The following is a 14,930-nucleotide window of genomic DNA, read 5'->3' as shown; positions in this document are numbered from 1 at the left end:
TCGCTTTGGGGATCGTGATGGCCGTGGCGGTGTTCGGGAACACCGGTACGTCGGCGGGCAGCGGGGCGAGCACGGAGCGGTTACCCAGCCCGCGGACCTCGTCGCAGGTGACGTATCCGATCAAGTGGCCCGGCTGGCCCAGGCCTGATGGCCACTCGACTCCTGCGGTGAAGTACCCGATCCCGTGGCGGGGCGGAGCACAACCGGCTCCGCGGCCGGCGCCGACGGTGTCGTACCCGATCAAGTGGGACCGCAGCGGGAGCGGGCGGTGAGCCGACGACCGACCGCGAGGCGGCGACCGGCTCGTCGACGGTCACGCCACAAGACGTCCGGCACTGACCAGTTCGTCATCGTCGGTGTCGGCTTGCTCATCGTGTGGGCGGTGCTCATGAGCGTGGTGAGCTTCCTGAGCGCCCACCCGGTCGTCCTGTTCGTCGTGCTGCTGGCCGTCGGCGGAGCCGTCGCGGTCTGGGTGGTCAGACGGCGGCAGGCGACGCAGTGGGAGCGGGTGAGGGCACAGGGCCTGCGCTACGCGCTGACGCAACTCGATGCGCTGCACCACCGGGAGTTCGAGCATGCGGTGCGCGATCTGATGCGGCGGGACGGGTGCGCGGATGCGGTCCAGGTCGGCGGCGCGGGCGACAACGGTGCGGATGTGAAGGCGACCGACCCGTACGGGCGGCGGTGGGTCATCCAGTGCAAGCATCGCAAGGCCGGTCTGGCCGGGGCCGCAGTGGGCACGCCCGATCTGCAGGTCCTCAACGGCACCGGCCGGCCGGTGCACAAGGGTGACGTCGTCGTCCTCGTCACGAACGGGAAGTTCTCCAAGCCCGCGGTGGACTTCGCGCGTTCCCAACGGCTGCACCTGGTCGACCGGACCGTGTTGGCCGAGTGGGCGAGCGGTTCGCGGCCTCTGTGGGAGCTCCTGCGGGCCGTACCGCCGGCGCGCCGGCCGACGCCCCTGTCCTGAGCGGGCGAGGCACGTAGCAGCGGGCCCCGGAGATGATCCGCTTCCGGGGCTCCTTCACCGCAGACACACCAGGCGCCGGCCTTCGGGGCTCATCGGTCCGACCGCCTCAGACGACGGGTCCGTTCGACGAGCGGTGCGACTGCAGGTAGGGCAAGCCCGGCCCCCTTCTCCGCTGCCCAAAACCGGTCAATCAGGCCACTGCACAGTCTCCCTCTCTTCGGCGCGGCCGCTGGCGGCCGCGAGTGACTCGGTCCGGTCTGGTCAAGTGCGGGGGCGGACGGTGGTGCCGAGTGCGACAAGCGCCGCGGCGGCGCCGAGTACGGCGAGCAGGGCGAAAAGCTGGGGTGTGCCGCCGAGGGGTGGGGCCAGGAGCGCGGCGGCGAAGGGGGCGAGGGCGGAGGCGGTCATGGCGGGTGCGCTGAGGATGCCGGAGAGGCGTCCGTAGTGGGTGGTGCCCCAGCGGTCGGTTATGGCGGTGGCCTGGAGGAGGGTGAGATTGCCGCGGACCACGCCCGCGACGACCGACACGACGAACAGCAGCGCGTACGGCCCGGGGATGACGGCGAACGCGGCGGTGGTCAGGGCGCCGAGGACGATGAGGACGACGGTGCGGGTGGTCGTGCCGGTGCGGCGGGCGACGGATGCGTAGAGGGTGCGTCCGAAGGTCTGGCCGGCGCCGCCGAGTCCCAGGGCCCATGCGGCCTGACTCGTGGTGTATCCGCGCTCGAGCAGGAGCGGGACGAGGGCGACGACGACCGCGTACATCGCGAACGCGGAGAGCATGAACGCGAGTCCGAGGAGCATGAACGGGCGGCTGCGCACCACTTCTTGTGGAGTCGAGGTCACGTCGGCGGGTGCGGGCGGCGCCGGCGGCCACGGGGCACGCAGGGCGAGAGCGTGAGCGGGGATGGTCACAACGGCCAGGATCACGGCGAGCACCAGGAATGTAGTGCGCCAGGTGAAGTGGTCGGCGAGAACAGCAGTGAGCGGGGCGAAGACGGTGGAGGCGAGGCCGCCGGCGAGGGTGACGATGGTCAGGGCGCGGACGTGGTCGGGGGCGAACCAGCGGGTGAGGGCGGCGAACGCGGGCTGGTAGAACGTCGAGGCCATGGCGAACCCGGCCAGAACCCAACCGGTGAAGAACACTGGCAGGTTCGGCGCCGTGGCTATGACCAGCAGACTCACCGCGCCTGCGGCGGAGCCCGCGGTCATCACCGTGCGGGGCCCGCGCTGGTCGATGATCCGGCCGACGCGGATTCCGGCGATGCCGGAGACGATCAGGGCAAGGGAGAACGCGGCCATGGTGGCGGTGGAGGACCAGCCGGTCACGGTCGTGATCTCGGGGTTGAGGACGGGGAAGGCGTAGTAGACGATTCCCCAGCTGGTGATCTGCGTGACGCACAGCGCGGGCAGTACGGCGCGGGGCCTCGATCGGTCCTCTGTTCCGGTCGAGGCCTCGCGGGTGTGGAGTTCTGTCATCTCTGGATCAGCAGCATCCGCCTGCGGTGACCGGTGCGCGCTCGTCGGTCTCGGCGCCGGCCGGGGTGGTGCAGCACGTGCCGTCGTTCTCCTTGGTGAGGGTGTCGGCGTCGGCTTTGACGACGTACACCTCCCACGGTTCACGGCCGGGGCCGTGGACCCACACCTTGTCCTGGAGGGCGTAGCAACAGCTGGTGTCGTTGTCTTCCGTCGTCGCCAGGCCCTCCTCGCTGAGTCGAGTGGTGGCGGCGCGGACGGCCTCGGTGCTGTCGACTTCGACCCCGAGGTGGTCCATGCGGGTGTCCTCGTCAGCGGTGCCTTCGATGAGGACGAGCTTGAGCGGGGGTTCGGCGATGGCGAAGTTGGCGTAGCCGTCGCGGAGCTTGGCGGGCTCGGTGCCGAAGAGCTTGGTGTAGAAGGTGACGGACGCCGCCAGGTCCGGGACGCGCAGGGCGAGCTGTATGCGGGACATCACGTTCCTCCTGTGGATGGTTGAGCGGGTGGGCCGGGGTTCAGCAGCCACCGGAGGCGGCCGGGGCGCCGGCGCCGATCTGGAGGGTGGCAGGGGCTGCGCAGCAGCCACCGCCGTCGGCCTCCTCGTCGGTCTGCGGCTGGTCGAAGAGGCCGGCGCCGCCGCAGACCCCGGTCTCGGGCAGCACGAGTTCGACCCGCTCGGCGGACTCGCGGTCGCCGGCGATCGCGGCGACGACGGAACGGACCTGCTCGTACCCGGTGAGGGCGAGGAACGTCGGCGCGCGGCCGTAGGACTTCATGCCGACCAGGTACACGCCCTCCTCCGGGTGTGAGAGCTCCTTCACGCCGTGCGGGTAGACCGTGCCACAGGAGTGCTGGTTGGGGTCGATCAGCGGGGCGAGCTCGACGGGGGCCTGGAGGCGCTCGTCGAGGCCGAGGCGGAGTTCGTCCAGGAAGGACAGGTCGGGACGGAAGCCGGTGAGGACGATGAGTTCGTCGACCGGGTCGAGGCGGCGGCCGTCCTGGGCGACGAGGACCAGGCGCTCGCCGTCGCGCACGATCGCGTCGGTGCGGAAGCCGGTGACGGCGTCGGCGTGTCCCTCGTCGACGGCGGCCTTCGCGGCGAGGCCGAGGGCGCCCCGGGCGGGCAGCTGGTCGGCGGCGCCGCCGCCGAAGATGGAGCCGGAGATGCCCCGGCGCAGGACCCAGGTGGCGTGCGTACCGTCGCCGTCCTCCGACTTCGCGAGGTCGGCGAGGGACGCGAGAGCCGTGAAGGCGGAGGCGCCGGAGCCGATGACGGCGGTGCGCTTGCCCGCGTAACGGGCCCGCACGGCAGGGTCCTTCAGGTCGGGGACACGGTAGGAGATCCGGTCGGCCGCCGCGCGCTCGCCCAGCGCCGGGAGGCCGTCGCCGCCGGCCGGGCTCGGGACGGCCCAGGTCCCGGAGGCATCGATGACGGCACGGGCCAGGATCCGCTCCTCGCGACCGTCGGCGTACGCGACGTGGACGGTGAACGGCTGGGCCTCGCGGTCGGCGTCGACGACCCGGTCCCGGCCCGCGCGGGAGACTCCGGTGACGCGCGCGCCGACGCGAACCTTGTCGCCGAGGACGTCGGAAAGGGGCTGGAGGTACTGCTCGGCCCAGTCACCGCCGGTCGGGTACGTCGCCGCGTCGGGCTTCACCCAGCCGGTCGGGGCGAGGAGCTTCTCGGCGGCCGGGTCTGTGACCTCGCCCCAGGTGGAGAAGAGCCGTACGTGCGACCACTCGCGTACCGCCGCGCCCGCCTGAGTACCGGCCTCCAGGACCAGGGGCTCCAGGCCGCGGTCGACGAGGTGGGCGGCGGCGGCCAGACCGGCGGGGCCGGCCCCGACGACCACGACCGGCAGCTGCTCGATGGCGGTGGCGTTCATGCTGATCCCCTTTTGTTTCGACGTCCGTCGATCTCTTCCGATCTCAGCATGGCACCTGCATCGACAAGCGTCAACATAGACATCCATCGATTTAATAGCGGATCCGCAACCCTCTGGGAGTCTTGTTCGACATGTGTCAACATAGACATATGTCGAATACGAGGGTGCTGCCGCTGTTGGAGACAGTCGTCGAGCCCTGCTGCCCCCCGCTCACCGAGCGCCCGCTGACCGCCGATGAGGCCGAGCGGACCGCCGTGATGTTCAAGGCGCTGGGCGACCCCGTCCGCCTGCGGCTCTTCTCGGCCGTCGCCTCGCACGAGGGCGGCGAGGCGTGCGTCTGCGACATCTCCGACGTCGGCGTCTCCCAGCCCACGGTCTCCCACCATCTGAAGAAGCTGAAGGAGGCCGGGCTGCTCTCCTCCGAGCGCCGCGGCACGTGGGTCTACTACCGCGTCGAGCCCGCCGTCCTGGCCGCGATGGGGCAGATCCTGACCAAGGCCGCCGCCGCGTGACCGCCTCCACCCTCGTGGTGCCGCTGACCGCCGACCACGCCGAAGAGGTCGTCGCGATCTACCAAGTTGGGATCGACGAGGGCAACGCCACCTTCGAGACCACCGCCCCGACCTGGGCGCAGTTCGATGCAGCCAAGCTGTCCGAGCACCGCTTCGCCGCCGTCGACGAGACTGGACGCGTGCTCGGCTGGGTCGCCGCCACCAAGGTCTCCGACCGCTGCGCGTACGCCGGCGTCGTCGAGCACTCGGTCTACGTGCACCCCGACGCCCGGGGCCGCGGCGTCGCCTCCGCGCTGCTCAAGGCGCTGATCGAGTCGACCGAGGCGGCCGGGATCTGGACCATCCAGTCCGGCGTCTTCCCGGAGAACGCCGCCAGCCTCGCCGCCCACGAACGGGCCGGCTTCCGGATCATCGGCACCCGAGAGCGGATCGGCCGCCATCACGGCCGCTGGCGCGACACCGTCCTGATCGAGCGCCGCAGCCCGCACATCGACTGACCGGCCTCAGTCGCTGGGGCCGAGGGTGAGCTGGTCGTGGTGGAAATCGAAGTGCTGGGTGGGGTACCGGTAGAGGTCCGAGACGGTCATGAAGTCCTTGAAGAACGGGTCCCACCGGACCGGATAGTGCATCCCCCGCGCCAGATCACGCTCGGACTCCTTCGCCGGCCGCCGCTCCAGCGACCCGGTGATCCGGTCGAACGCAGCGCCCATCCTGCGAGGTCCGAACACCTTCACCGCCCCGCAGGGCCCGAGGTAGTTGATCACATCGAAGGGCTTCGTCCCCGCGTCGAGCACCCTGGCGAACACCTTGCTCGCCCTCCGGGGCAGTCGACCGAAGCCACGCGCGAGGCCCAATAGGACGCGGGTGACGAAGTAGCCGAAGAGCATGTGCCACAGCAGTTGCCCGTTCGTCCATCGGGTGCGGCAGGTCTGGCGGGCGAGGTCGGCGGGCGTGGCCTCGTTCAGGAGCGCGTGGAAAGTCCGGCGGGCCCTGTCGTAGTCGTCGAGGACGGCCTGCCGGTCCAACGCGGAAGGATCGCCCATCATCACGCCGCTCCCGTTCCAAGCCCGAGTGCTGGGGTCTGGATGATTCCCGCCGAGATACACCGCGGAATCCGGGCGGATTTCTCATGCGCGCCGCGAGCTCACCCGGCTCCGAGCAGCTCGGCGATCTCCCGGGCCGCTTCGCGGGCGGGGCGGCCGACGCCGATGAGGGTGGCGGAGGCGGGGCCGGTCCAGTCTCCGTAGCCGAGGAGGTGCAGGCGCCGCTCGCCAACGGCCTGTGTCCCCTGTGTGGGGACGTGGCCGCGGGGCCCGCGCAAGCCGAGCGGGGCCAAGTGGGACAGGGCGGGGCGGAAGCCGGTGCACCAGACGATGACGTCCGCGTCGGCGCGGGTGCCGTCTGCCCACTCGACGCCGGTCGGGGTGAGGCGGGTGAACATCGACTGGGCCTTGAGCAGTCCGGCGTCGCGGGCCTCGCGGACGGGCGGGACGGCGACGATGTCGCCGAGTGAGGCGACGCCACCCGTGTCGGTGCTGCCTTCGTCGAGGGCGCGGCGGCGGGCGGTCGCCGCGTCGAAGAGGGCGCGGCCGTCGATGTCGTCGGCCAGATAGCGCGGTTCGCGGAGGGTGACCCAGGTGAGGTCGGTGTCGTGGGCGAGGTCGGCGGCGATCTGCGCGCCGGAGTTCCCGCCGCCCACGACGATCACGCGCTGTCCCGTGAAGTCGGCGGGGCATCGGTACTCGACGGTGTGGAGCTGGGTGCCCTTGAACTCTGTACGGCCGGGGACGGCGGGGACGAAGGGGCGCGACCAGGTGCCGGTTGCGCTGACCACCGAGCGCGCCCGCCAGGTGCCGGTGTCTGCCTCAACCCGCAGGAACTCGCCGTCCCTGTGGACCGCTTCGACGCGCACCGGCCGTACGACGGGCAGCTCGTAGCGCCGCACGTAGTCCGTGAGGTAGTCGACGACGTGCGCCGCTTCCGGGTACGTCTCCCCCGGCTGCGGCGGCATGAGCCGTCCGGGCAGCGAGGAGTACGCGGCAGGAGAGAACAGGTGCAGGGAGTCCCAGGTGTGCTGCCACGCCCCGCCGGGGGTGCCTTGGGCGTCGAGGATGACGAAGTCAAGGCCGAGGCGGCGCAGGTGGTAGCCGGCGGCGAGACCGCTCTGGCCGCCGCCGATCACCACCACGTCCACGACCTGCGTCACGCGGCGTCCGTCTTGCCGCGCATGAAGATGACCGCGACCAGAGCCAGACCCACGGCCGCGCCGATCAACTGCATCGCCACGAACGCCGGTACAGAGGCCGGGGCAATACCCGCGAACGTGTCGGTGAAGGCCCGCCCGGCGGTCACCGCCGGGTTGGCGAACGAGGTGGACGACGTGAACCAGTACGCGGCGCCGATGTACGAGGCGACCGCGACGGGCGCAATGCGGAGCCGGTCCGTGCGGGCCAGGCCGAAGATCAGCAGGATCAGGCCGGCGGTGGCCACCACCTCGCCCAGGAGCAGGTTCCCGGCGGAGCGGTCGTGCGTGGACCACTTCGCCAGCGGCTCGCCGAACATCGCGTCCGCGAGGATCGCGCCCGCTATCGCGCCGGCGATCTGCGAGGGGACGTAGACGGCGAGCTCGCGCGAGTTCACGCCTCCTCCGCCCTGGCGGGCGGTCCACCACTCGGCCAAGGTGACGGCCGGGTTGAAGTGTGCCCCCGACACGGGTCCGAGGAGAGCGATGAGGACGCCGAGGCCGAAGACGGTGGCGGTGGAGTTGGCGAGGAGCTGCAGCGCGACGTCGTCGGTCAGCTCGGTGGCCTGGATCCCGGAGCCGACGACGATCGCCACCAGGGCGGCTGTACCGACGAACTCGGCGGCGGCGCGGGCGGTCAGCGGGGTACGGGGCGGGGTGGCGCCGGGCGCGGGCTGCGGCGACGGGGCGGCGGCTATGGCGTCGCTCGCGGCGGGCTCGGTGGCGGTCACGGGAAGGGTCTCCTCGGACAGGTGAGGCACAGGGGCCAGAGTCAGGGGCAGGAACGCTTGAAGTTCGCCTCAGCGGTCAGGCGCGCGGTCTGCGCAAGGGCGGCGAACTGCCCGGCGAGCTGCTCGATGACGTCCGGCTTGAGCCGGTAGTACGTGAACCGGCCGCACGGCTCCGTCTCCACAACTCCGGCCTCACGCAGCACTCCCAGATGATTGGAGAGGTTGGTCTGCTTGGCACCGGTCTCCTCCACGAGATGGGTGGTGCACAGCGTCTCGCGGGCGAGCAGGGTCACGATCTGGAGGCGCAGAGGATCGGCCAGCACCCGCATCAGATCAGTATCGACTGACGTCATCATGGGCTGATACTGTCACATCACCCGAAGCTGATACCAGCTCGGGCTGATCTCTCTTGAGCCCGCCGAAGGGGGTTCTCGCCATGACCGCGTCCTCGCACCGGGCCCTTCCCGACGGACGTCTCGCGGCCGGTGCGGCCCGCCTCGCCATGCGCCACCGGGGCCGGTACTCCGTGGAGACGGTACAGCGGCTGATCGCCGACTCCTACGAGCAGCCCGCCGCACACGCGCACGTCCGCACCCACCTCGTGGTGCTGGCGGAGCGGTTCGCCGCCGAGCGCCTCGATGCGCCGGCTCATGCCGAGAACCCTGCCGAACCCGGTGGACGGCCGCGCGTGCTGTTCGTGTGCAGCCACAATGCCGGACGCTCCCAGATGGCCGCCGCACTGCTCGCGCACCGAGCCGGGGACGCGGTGATCGCCTCCTCCGCCGGCACCCACCCTTCCGGCACCGTCGACCCGCACGTGGTCCAGGCGCTCACCGAAGCGGGCATCGCTCTGGACGAGGTCTACCCCAAGCCACTGTCCGACGAGATCGTCCAGGCCGCCGACATCGTGATCACCATGGGCTGCGGCGACGCCTGCCCTGTCGTGCCCGGCCACCGTTACCTGGACTGGCCCGTCCCGGACCCGGAAGGCGCCCCGATCGCCGTCGTCCGCTCGATCCGCGACGCCCTCGACGCCCGGATCACCGAGTTGCTGGACACCCTGCCCGGCAACTGAAGTTCCGTCCCCCGCACCATTCCTGCCCTAGGAAGAACCGATGACTGCTCCGCTCGCCTCCGTGCTCTTCGTCTGCGTCCACAACGCCGGCCGCTCCCAGATGGCCGCCGGATTCCTGCGGCACTTCGCCGGCGACCGCGTCGAGGTCCGCTCCGCGGGCTCGCTTCCGGGCGAACAGATCAACCCCTCGGCCGTCGAGGCAATGGCCGAACTCGGCATCGACATCTCCGACCAGAAGCCCAAGGTCCTTACTGTCGAGGCCGCGCAGGCGTCCGACTACATCATCACGATGGGCTGCGGCGACGCCTGCCCGTACTTCCCGGGCAAGACCTACCTCGACTGGAAGCTTGAGGACCCGGCCGGGCAGGGCGTCGAGGCCGTTCGCCCCATCCGCAACGAGATCAAGGGCCTGATCGAGGGCCTGATCGCCGAGATCGACGCGAAGCAGGAGGCGTGACCACTGTGACCGACCCGACCGCCGCCACCGGCGACGACGTCCGCGACGTCATCGTCATAGGCTCCGGCCCCGCCGGATACACCGCCGCCCTCTACAGCGCCCGCGCCCAGCTGAAGCCCCTGCTCTTCGGCAGCTCGATCTTCGTCGGCGGCGCGCTGACCACGACCATTGAGGTCGAGAACTTCCCCGGCTTCCCGCAAGGGATCGACGGCCCGGACCTCATGGACAACATGCGGGCCCAGCCCGAGCGCTTCCGCGCCGAGCTTATCGACGACGACATTGTCCCCGTCGACCTGACCGGCGACATCAAGGAAGTCCCAGACTCCGCCGGCACCATCCACCGCGCGAAGGCCGTGATCATCGCGACCGGCTCCGGCTACCGCAAGCTCGGCCTTCCGAAGGAGGACGAACTCAGAGCTGATTAGCCCCCAGTCGGCATCGCTAAGTGCACGTCGAGGCACACGAGTGATCTACCAGTTCGATCATGGATGCCGGAAGCAATCACCGAGACCGAGGGGATGGACCCGTTCCACTCAGGGCGGGCTGTCCCAGCCTTCCACCAGGCCGGTGCTGCAGAACGAGGGACCTCTCAACCATTGAGCACGAAGCCCAGCACCTTCTGGAGATCGGCAGGCTCGTGGTAGTGCACACCGGTCATCCCAAGCGCGATGGCGGCCTCGACGTTCTCCAGCCTGTCGTCCACAAACAGGCACCGGCTGGCGGCGGTTCCTGCCCGCCGGGCTGCGATCTCGTAGATCTCCCGGTCGGGCTTGGCCACCCCCACCCGGGCACTGCTGACGACGTGGTCCGCGAGATCCGCCAACCCCATCGACTCAAGGTCCCGCTCCAGCTCCAGGGTCGCGTTGGTCACCAGGACCAGGGGTATGTGTCTGCGCACCCGGCGCAGCAGGGTCACCGCCGCGTCATCGGCCCGGAAGGGAGCATTGGCAAGCGCCATGCCCAGCTGACGGGCATGTGTCTGCGATACCTGGCCGGAGAGCGCTGACGCGATGGAGTCCACCCACTCCTCTTTGGTGATCTTGCCGAGCAGGAGCGGCAGGTCCACTTCGGGGGCGAAGGCCACCCTCGCGGTGGTGCCCTCGGCCACTCCCGCAGCACGTTCCAGCCCGGCCAGTGGAGCCATGTCGTAGAAACGGATCACGTTGTCGAGGTCGCACAGCACCGCATCAAAGGGCCTGCGGAGTATCTCTGAAGCCATCACCGCCCATGAATAGCACAGCGCGACCGCTGAACCTTTTCAGCGTGCTCCCTGATCGGGTGATGCCGTGAGCTCGAGGTGAGGGCTGCAACGTACGCAGCTCCCTGGTGGGCGGACGGCTGGCGAGCCTCCCGAGCCCTCTCCGTAGGGCGAGTCCATGCCACCGTCCCCCTGGTCCTCGCCCGGTGCAGTCCCGCCTCTCACTGGGCCGCTTCCGCCCGTCGACTGGATCGACCACGTCGACACGGACCCCATCCGTGCGTTGGAGATGCTTGTTCTGGGGTGGTACCCCGCCGAGGAGGCCGATCCGGATCCCAAGGCGCCCACCGGCGGTGATCTCGCAGGCCTGCCGTCTCCGCTCGCCTCCTTCCACCGCCTCGCTCGCCTACGTCCCGCCCTTCGTCGCTTCAGCAACCCGGTGCTCCTGCAGCCCCAACAAGCCGAGAGACCGCATGGCAGTCAGTTGGTCTTCGCGACAGACAACCAGGGGTGCAGGGACTGGTCCATCCCTTGGCCGCGTCAGGGCGGACCGGTGGACTTCGATCCCCCTGTCTGGCTCACAGAGGACCCCATTGCGACGACAATGCGGAGACGATCCTCGAAGCGGAACCGCTCAGCCGGTTCCTCCTCCAGTTCACGCTCAACGAGGCCTGCGACATCGCGCCATGATGGACGAGGTCGAGAAGTTGGGGCGGGTGCCCAGAACGTCCAGCCGACCAGGCGGATGCCACGGCCCGGCGTCGCGCAGCGGCCAGTTAGACGGCCCGACGTACGACGTTCGCGGCTCGCTGTCTCGCTCCGTCAACAGGCAGACGGTCGTGCCGACTCTGGTCAGCGTGAGATTTCGAACGGATCCGAGGAGGAAACCGTGACCACTGACCAGACTCTCGTCGCCCTGATCATCGCCGTGGGCGCCCTCTGCGCCATCGTCGCCGGCGCTTTCGTGCTCGCCCATCCGCGGCTCGGGCAGGCCCTGATGGTCGCCGTGACCGTCGGCATCGGGGTGGTGATGTTCCTCCGCACCTCATGACCTCCCACACGGCCGTCAAGCCCGGTCGACAAGGCGGACACCGCCGTTGAGATGTGACATCGCGTGGAGGATGTCGTCGGGGCGCGGGTGAAGCCGAGCCATCGTCCAGGCGGTCCGGGAGTCCATGCTCAGGCCAAAGCCGGCAGCCGGCCGCCGCGCCCTCCACGTCGTACGCGGTGCCAGCAGCCAGCGTCCGAGTGAGGATCGGATCGGCGTGGACTGCAACGCGCAGGCGTGTTGCAGCGCCGGCCTTGCACGGCCGAGCGGGTGCGTTGCGGGCGCTGCGAGCTTCGGTGGGCGTTGTCATTGGTACGTCGAGTGGCTTCGGTCTGGCCGTCTGGACGCCGGCTGACGGGGATGGCCGTCGTTCTGGCCGATCTGGCCTGAACCCGCACGGAGGTGGAAAGGGGGCAGCGTCCGGGCGCTGCCCCCCTCAGGGTCTGTCCGGCCAGCGGCGCTCAGCGCCTCGCTCGGCGCAGCCAGCCCAGTGCCCCGCGGGGCTCGGGCGGCTTCGCCGGGCCGTCGGCGTCCTGGCCGCTGCTGTGGGGCTGCACGTCCTTCAGGCGCGCGTCCCAGGGGCCGTCCGCCGCGGACAGGTAGACGAGGAGCGGGCCCTCGGGCAGTGGCAGGGTCTCCCTGCGTGCGCCGATCTCGCTGACGACGGACCTTCCGGGATTCGGGAGCGTGGTGGGGTCCGTGTGCCCCGCAAGTCGGTAGAGGTGGCCGATGAAATTGCTGTCGCCGTTGTAGTGGAAGGTGACGTCGGCCGTGCCTCCGGTGTGGAGCAGGACGTCGGGGCCCCAGCTCTCCAGCCGGTCCTTCGACAGGCGTCGGGCCTCGGCCAGCGGCAGGATCCGTACCTGCCAGGAGCCGCTCGCCTCCAGCCGCAGGCGCAGCCGCCCGTGCTCGGGGACGGAGGTGATCACCCGTCCCCGGAAGTCCTTCTCCGTGGTGCTGACGAGATAGCGTCCCTTGGCGTTGGACTCGTCGAGGGGCCACAGGCCCGTGTAACGGTCGCCCTTCAGGGTCAGTTCGACCATGACGGGGCCGTGCGGGAGATCCTTCACGGTGATCACGTCGTTGTCCCGGCCGGTGACGGTGCGCGGCTTGAAGACGGGTCCGCACGTCCAGGCCGACGGGTCGGGCTTCGGCGCGGGCGGGGAGGACGCGGTCAGGGGCGTCTGGTCGGGGGCCTCGGCTCTGGCCTGCTTCTGGGCCAGGGCCAGGGCCCGGATCTGCGCCGGGGTCATGTCCAGGATCTGGTCCCGGGTCAGGCGCAGGCCCTGAGCCGGAGCCCCGGCCGGGGCGGGCGGGACGGCGGCCGGGGCGGGTGCCGGGATCCGCTCCAGGACCTCCTGCGGATCCTCGTCCACGTCCACCCCGTGGTCCACCGCAAGGCCCGTCAGCCCGTCCACGTACCCCTGGCCGACCGCGCGGAACTTCCAGCCGCCGGACCGGCGGTACAGCTCCGCGAGGACCATCGCCGTCTCGCCGCCCGCGTCGGTCACCTCGTACCCCACGACCGTCGCGCCGTCCGGCCCGAAGACCTCCACGGACAGCCCGCGCACGTCCCGCAACGCCCCCTCCTGCGTCGACGCGACGACGAGGACGCGGGCGATCTCCTCCTCGACCGAGGCCAGGCCCGTCTCCAGCCACACCCTGCCGCCCTCGCCAGCGGACAGCCGTACCGCGCCCGACGGATGCGCCGGAACGCCGTCGAACACGATGTCAGCGTCCCCCCGAACCCTGCCTTGTTCCGTCACGAGCAACGCCGCGACGTCGACGCCGTTCCCAACGGCGACGCGCAGTGCCGCCGTCGGGACGAAAGCGTTGTCTCCCTTGATCAATCCCCTCAGCATGAACGGATCTTGCGCATGATCGGGGGATATGCGCAAGGCCCCGGGCACGGACACCCGCGGCCTCGCGAAGGGGAACTATGAGGACTTCGCGCGTCGCCGGGCGGGAGTCGATGCCGGGCCTGATTGCGTGCGTGACCACCCGAACGCCGGCTGGGCCCTACATGCACCGGAAGACGCCATCAGAGACAGGCGCCGAAGAGGAGCGCCTGGAACGCCTGTCCGCGATGACCCGGAGGTACGCCGGGCATCGCTACATCTTCCCCTCGGCGAAAAGGCCGAGCCGCAGCCCGCCCGAGCCGTGGTGCCCGCCGCCCGCGCCCGAGGTCGACCAGGAACTCCAGGCGCCGGACCGGCACCTGGCGCTGGGGGACGTACTCCCTTTACGCACTCGTAGCTCGGCGCTGAGCGCGCGGTGTCACTGGAGCCGCTGCCGGGGCGTCGGCCGTCGCGGCAGGCTCCGTGCGCCGCCCAACGGCGACTGGATCGGCCTGAACGTCTCCTGCCCAGGGGAGAAAGCCCCGGGGCGGAGCCGCGGATCAATGCGCGGCGCGGGCAGGGCCGGACGAGGCCACGGGCGCCGGGCACGCCCGCAGCGTCAGCCACCTCGACCTCGGGCCCCTTTCGTCTTCACGCGCGAACCGCACAACCCCTGGGAGGCGATCTTGGACGGGTGAACGAGAAGGGCTGGCACGGGCTCTGACCCGACCCCGACGCCCCCACCGCGGCCGAACCCTGCCCTGCCCAGCCCCCCCGAAGATCACGACTGGTGATCGTCGGGTGACGGGTTGCCAGTGGCAGGTGCTTTGTTGGGCCGGCCGCGCAGGGAGGCGCAGCACGACCAGGGAGGGGTCTGAGACCTTGCCGTTCATCAGGCAGTACACGAAGAGCGACGGGACAGTGGTCCGAGGGCACTGGCGGCCGCCGGCGGGGACAGCGCGGCAGACGACGATCGCTCTGGGGATCGTCGTGGCCGTGGCGGTGTTCGGGAACACCGCCACGACGCCGGGCAGCGAGGCTCTCACGGAGCGGTTACCCGGCCCGCGGACCTCCCCGGCGGCGACGTATCCGATCAAGTGGCCCGGCTGGCCCAACCCCGCTCCACTCCCGCGGTGAAGTACCCGATCCCATGGCCAGGCGCAGCGAAACCGGTGCCGCGACCGGCGCCTACGGTGTCGTACCCCATCGCATGGGACCGCAACGGAGACGGCCGTTGAGCCGGCGTCCGCCCGCGCGGCGGCGACCGCCTCACCGACGCACGCGGAAGGCGCCCGGCAAGAGTGCTCGCCAGAGGAGCTGTTGGCGAACTGGACGCTGGTAGACGGCGACTGGGGCCGAGCCGAAGTGGGCCAAGAAGCTCACCGCCAGGACCGGCGCGGGCTGGCCGCGCTGTTCTGGTCGAACATCAACCCGTACGGCACGTTCCGCCTCGACATGGACGAGCGGATCGATCTCCTGCCCGTCCATGCACCCGGC

15 protein-coding genes and 1 pseudogene are annotated in these 14,930 nt (G+C 70.6%); 7 read left to right on the top strand and 9 right to left on the bottom strand.

The features are described 5' to 3' along the window. The first annotated feature begins 388 nt into the window (after positions 1-388). Positions 389-970 (top strand): restriction endonuclease, encoded by a 582-nt coding sequence (locus ACGFMM_RS25255; RefSeq protein WP_393648698.1) that lies wholly within the window; start codon positions 389-391, stop codon positions 968-970. A 261-nt stretch (positions 971-1,231) separates the two neighbouring features. On the opposite strand, the gene ACGFMM_RS25250 is transcribed toward ACGFMM_RS25255, so the two are convergent. The 3 genes from ACGFMM_RS25250 to ACGFMM_RS25240 are packed head-to-tail and all read right to left on the bottom strand — an operon-like array spanning position 1,232 to position 4,332. Then, positions 1,232-2,449: an MFS transporter gene (locus ACGFMM_RS25250; RefSeq protein WP_393648697.1), complete on the bottom strand. Its 1,218-nt coding sequence runs from the start codon at positions 2,447-2,449 to the stop codon at positions 1,232-1,234. A 7-nt stretch (positions 2,450-2,456) separates the two neighbouring features. After that, positions 2,457-2,921, bottom strand: coding sequence for an ArsI/CadI family heavy metal resistance metalloenzyme (locus tag ACGFMM_RS25245; protein WP_393648696.1), 465 nt, complete (start codon positions 2,919-2,921; stop codon positions 2,457-2,459). 40 nt (positions 2,922-2,961) lie between these two features. Continuing rightward, positions 2,962-4,332, bottom strand: a complete 1,371-nt coding sequence (locus tag ACGFMM_RS25240) for an NAD(P)-binding domain-containing protein (RefSeq protein WP_393648695.1) — start codon at positions 4,330-4,332, stop codon at positions 2,962-2,964. Positions 4,333-4,481: 149 nt separating this feature from the next. Between ACGFMM_RS25240 and ACGFMM_RS25235 the strand changes: the two genes are divergently transcribed. Beyond that, complete coding sequence (locus ACGFMM_RS25235; protein WP_393648694.1) at positions 4,482-4,844, top strand: ArsR/SmtB family transcription factor; 363 nt, start codon at positions 4,482-4,484, stop codon at positions 4,842-4,844. Continuing rightward, positions 4,841-5,341 (top strand): GNAT family N-acetyltransferase, encoded by a 501-nt coding sequence (locus tag ACGFMM_RS25230; protein WP_393648693.1) that lies wholly within the window; start codon positions 4,841-4,843, stop codon positions 5,339-5,341. Before ACGFMM_RS25235 ends, ACGFMM_RS25230 begins: the two co-directional genes overlap by 4 nt. A gap of 6 nt (positions 5,342-5,347) precedes the next feature. Here the strand turns inward: ACGFMM_RS25230 and ACGFMM_RS25225 are convergent, their stop codons facing one another. From ACGFMM_RS25225 to ACGFMM_RS25210, 4 genes are all read right to left on the bottom strand, one after another. Then, entirely contained in the window at positions 5,348-5,890 is a 543-nt protein-coding gene (locus tag ACGFMM_RS25225; protein ID WP_393648692.1) for a DinB family protein, read from the bottom strand. Positions 5,891-5,988: 98 nt separating this feature from the next. After that, the gene (locus ACGFMM_RS25220; RefSeq protein WP_393648691.1) at positions 5,989-7,050 is read right to left on the bottom strand and encodes an ArsO family NAD(P)H-dependent flavin-containing monooxygenase; all 1,062 of its coding nucleotides are present in this window, start codon (positions 7,048-7,050) and stop codon (positions 5,989-5,991) included. After that, a complete protein-coding gene (locus ACGFMM_RS25215) occupies positions 7,047-7,817 on the bottom strand; it encodes an aquaporin (RefSeq protein WP_393648690.1) in 771 nt (256 codons plus the stop codon). The genes ACGFMM_RS25220 and ACGFMM_RS25215 overlap by 4 nt, the downstream gene beginning before the upstream one ends. Positions 7,818-7,858: 41 nt before the next feature. Further along, on the bottom strand, positions 7,859-8,173 hold the full coding sequence (locus ACGFMM_RS25210) for an ArsR/SmtB family transcription factor (RefSeq protein WP_393648689.1): 315 nt from the start codon (positions 8,171-8,173) through the stop codon (positions 7,859-7,861). A gap of 80 nt (positions 8,174-8,253) precedes the next feature. On the opposite strand from ACGFMM_RS25210, the gene ACGFMM_RS25205 reads away from it, so the two are divergent. From ACGFMM_RS25205 to ACGFMM_RS25195, 3 genes and pseudogenes are all read left to right on the top strand, one after another. After that, positions 8,254-8,892: an arsenate reductase ArsC gene (locus ACGFMM_RS25205; RefSeq protein WP_393648688.1), complete on the top strand. Its 639-nt coding sequence runs from the start codon at positions 8,254-8,256 to the stop codon at positions 8,890-8,892. Positions 8,893-8,932: 40 nt separating this feature from the next. Beyond that, positions 8,933-9,349: an arsenate reductase ArsC gene (locus tag ACGFMM_RS25200; protein ID WP_393648687.1), complete on the top strand. Its 417-nt coding sequence runs from the start codon at positions 8,933-8,935 to the stop codon at positions 9,347-9,349. Positions 9,350-9,354: 5 nt separating this feature from the next. Continuing rightward, positions 9,355-9,762: pseudogene (locus ACGFMM_RS25195) on the top strand (NAD(P)/FAD-dependent oxidoreductase); the annotation flags it as partial. 176 nt (positions 9,763-9,938) lie between these two features. On the opposite strand, the gene ACGFMM_RS25190 reads toward ACGFMM_RS25195, so the two are convergent. Then, positions 9,939-10,568, bottom strand: a complete 630-nt coding sequence (locus tag ACGFMM_RS25190; RefSeq protein ID WP_393648686.1) for an HAD family hydrolase — start codon at positions 10,566-10,568, stop codon at positions 9,939-9,941. Between the two features lie 868 nt (positions 10,569-11,436). Between ACGFMM_RS25190 and ACGFMM_RS25185 the strand changes: the two genes are divergently transcribed. Then, positions 11,437-11,598 (top strand): hypothetical protein, encoded by a 162-nt coding sequence (locus ACGFMM_RS25185; RefSeq protein WP_393648685.1) that lies wholly within the window; start codon positions 11,437-11,439, stop codon positions 11,596-11,598. Between the two features lie 458 nt (positions 11,599-12,056). On the opposite strand, the gene ACGFMM_RS25180 is transcribed toward ACGFMM_RS25185, so the two are convergent. Further along, positions 12,057-13,457, bottom strand: a complete 1,401-nt coding sequence (locus tag ACGFMM_RS25180) for a TerD family protein (RefSeq protein ID WP_393648684.1) — start codon at positions 13,455-13,457, stop codon at positions 12,057-12,059. Positions 13,458-14,930: the final 1,473 nt, after the last annotated feature.

Source organism: Streptomyces sp. NPDC048604 (assembly GCF_043199435.1).
GTDB lineage: Bacteria > Actinomycetota > Actinomycetes > Streptomycetales > Streptomycetaceae > Streptomyces.
This window is presented reverse-complemented; position numbering and strand designations above follow the sequence as displayed.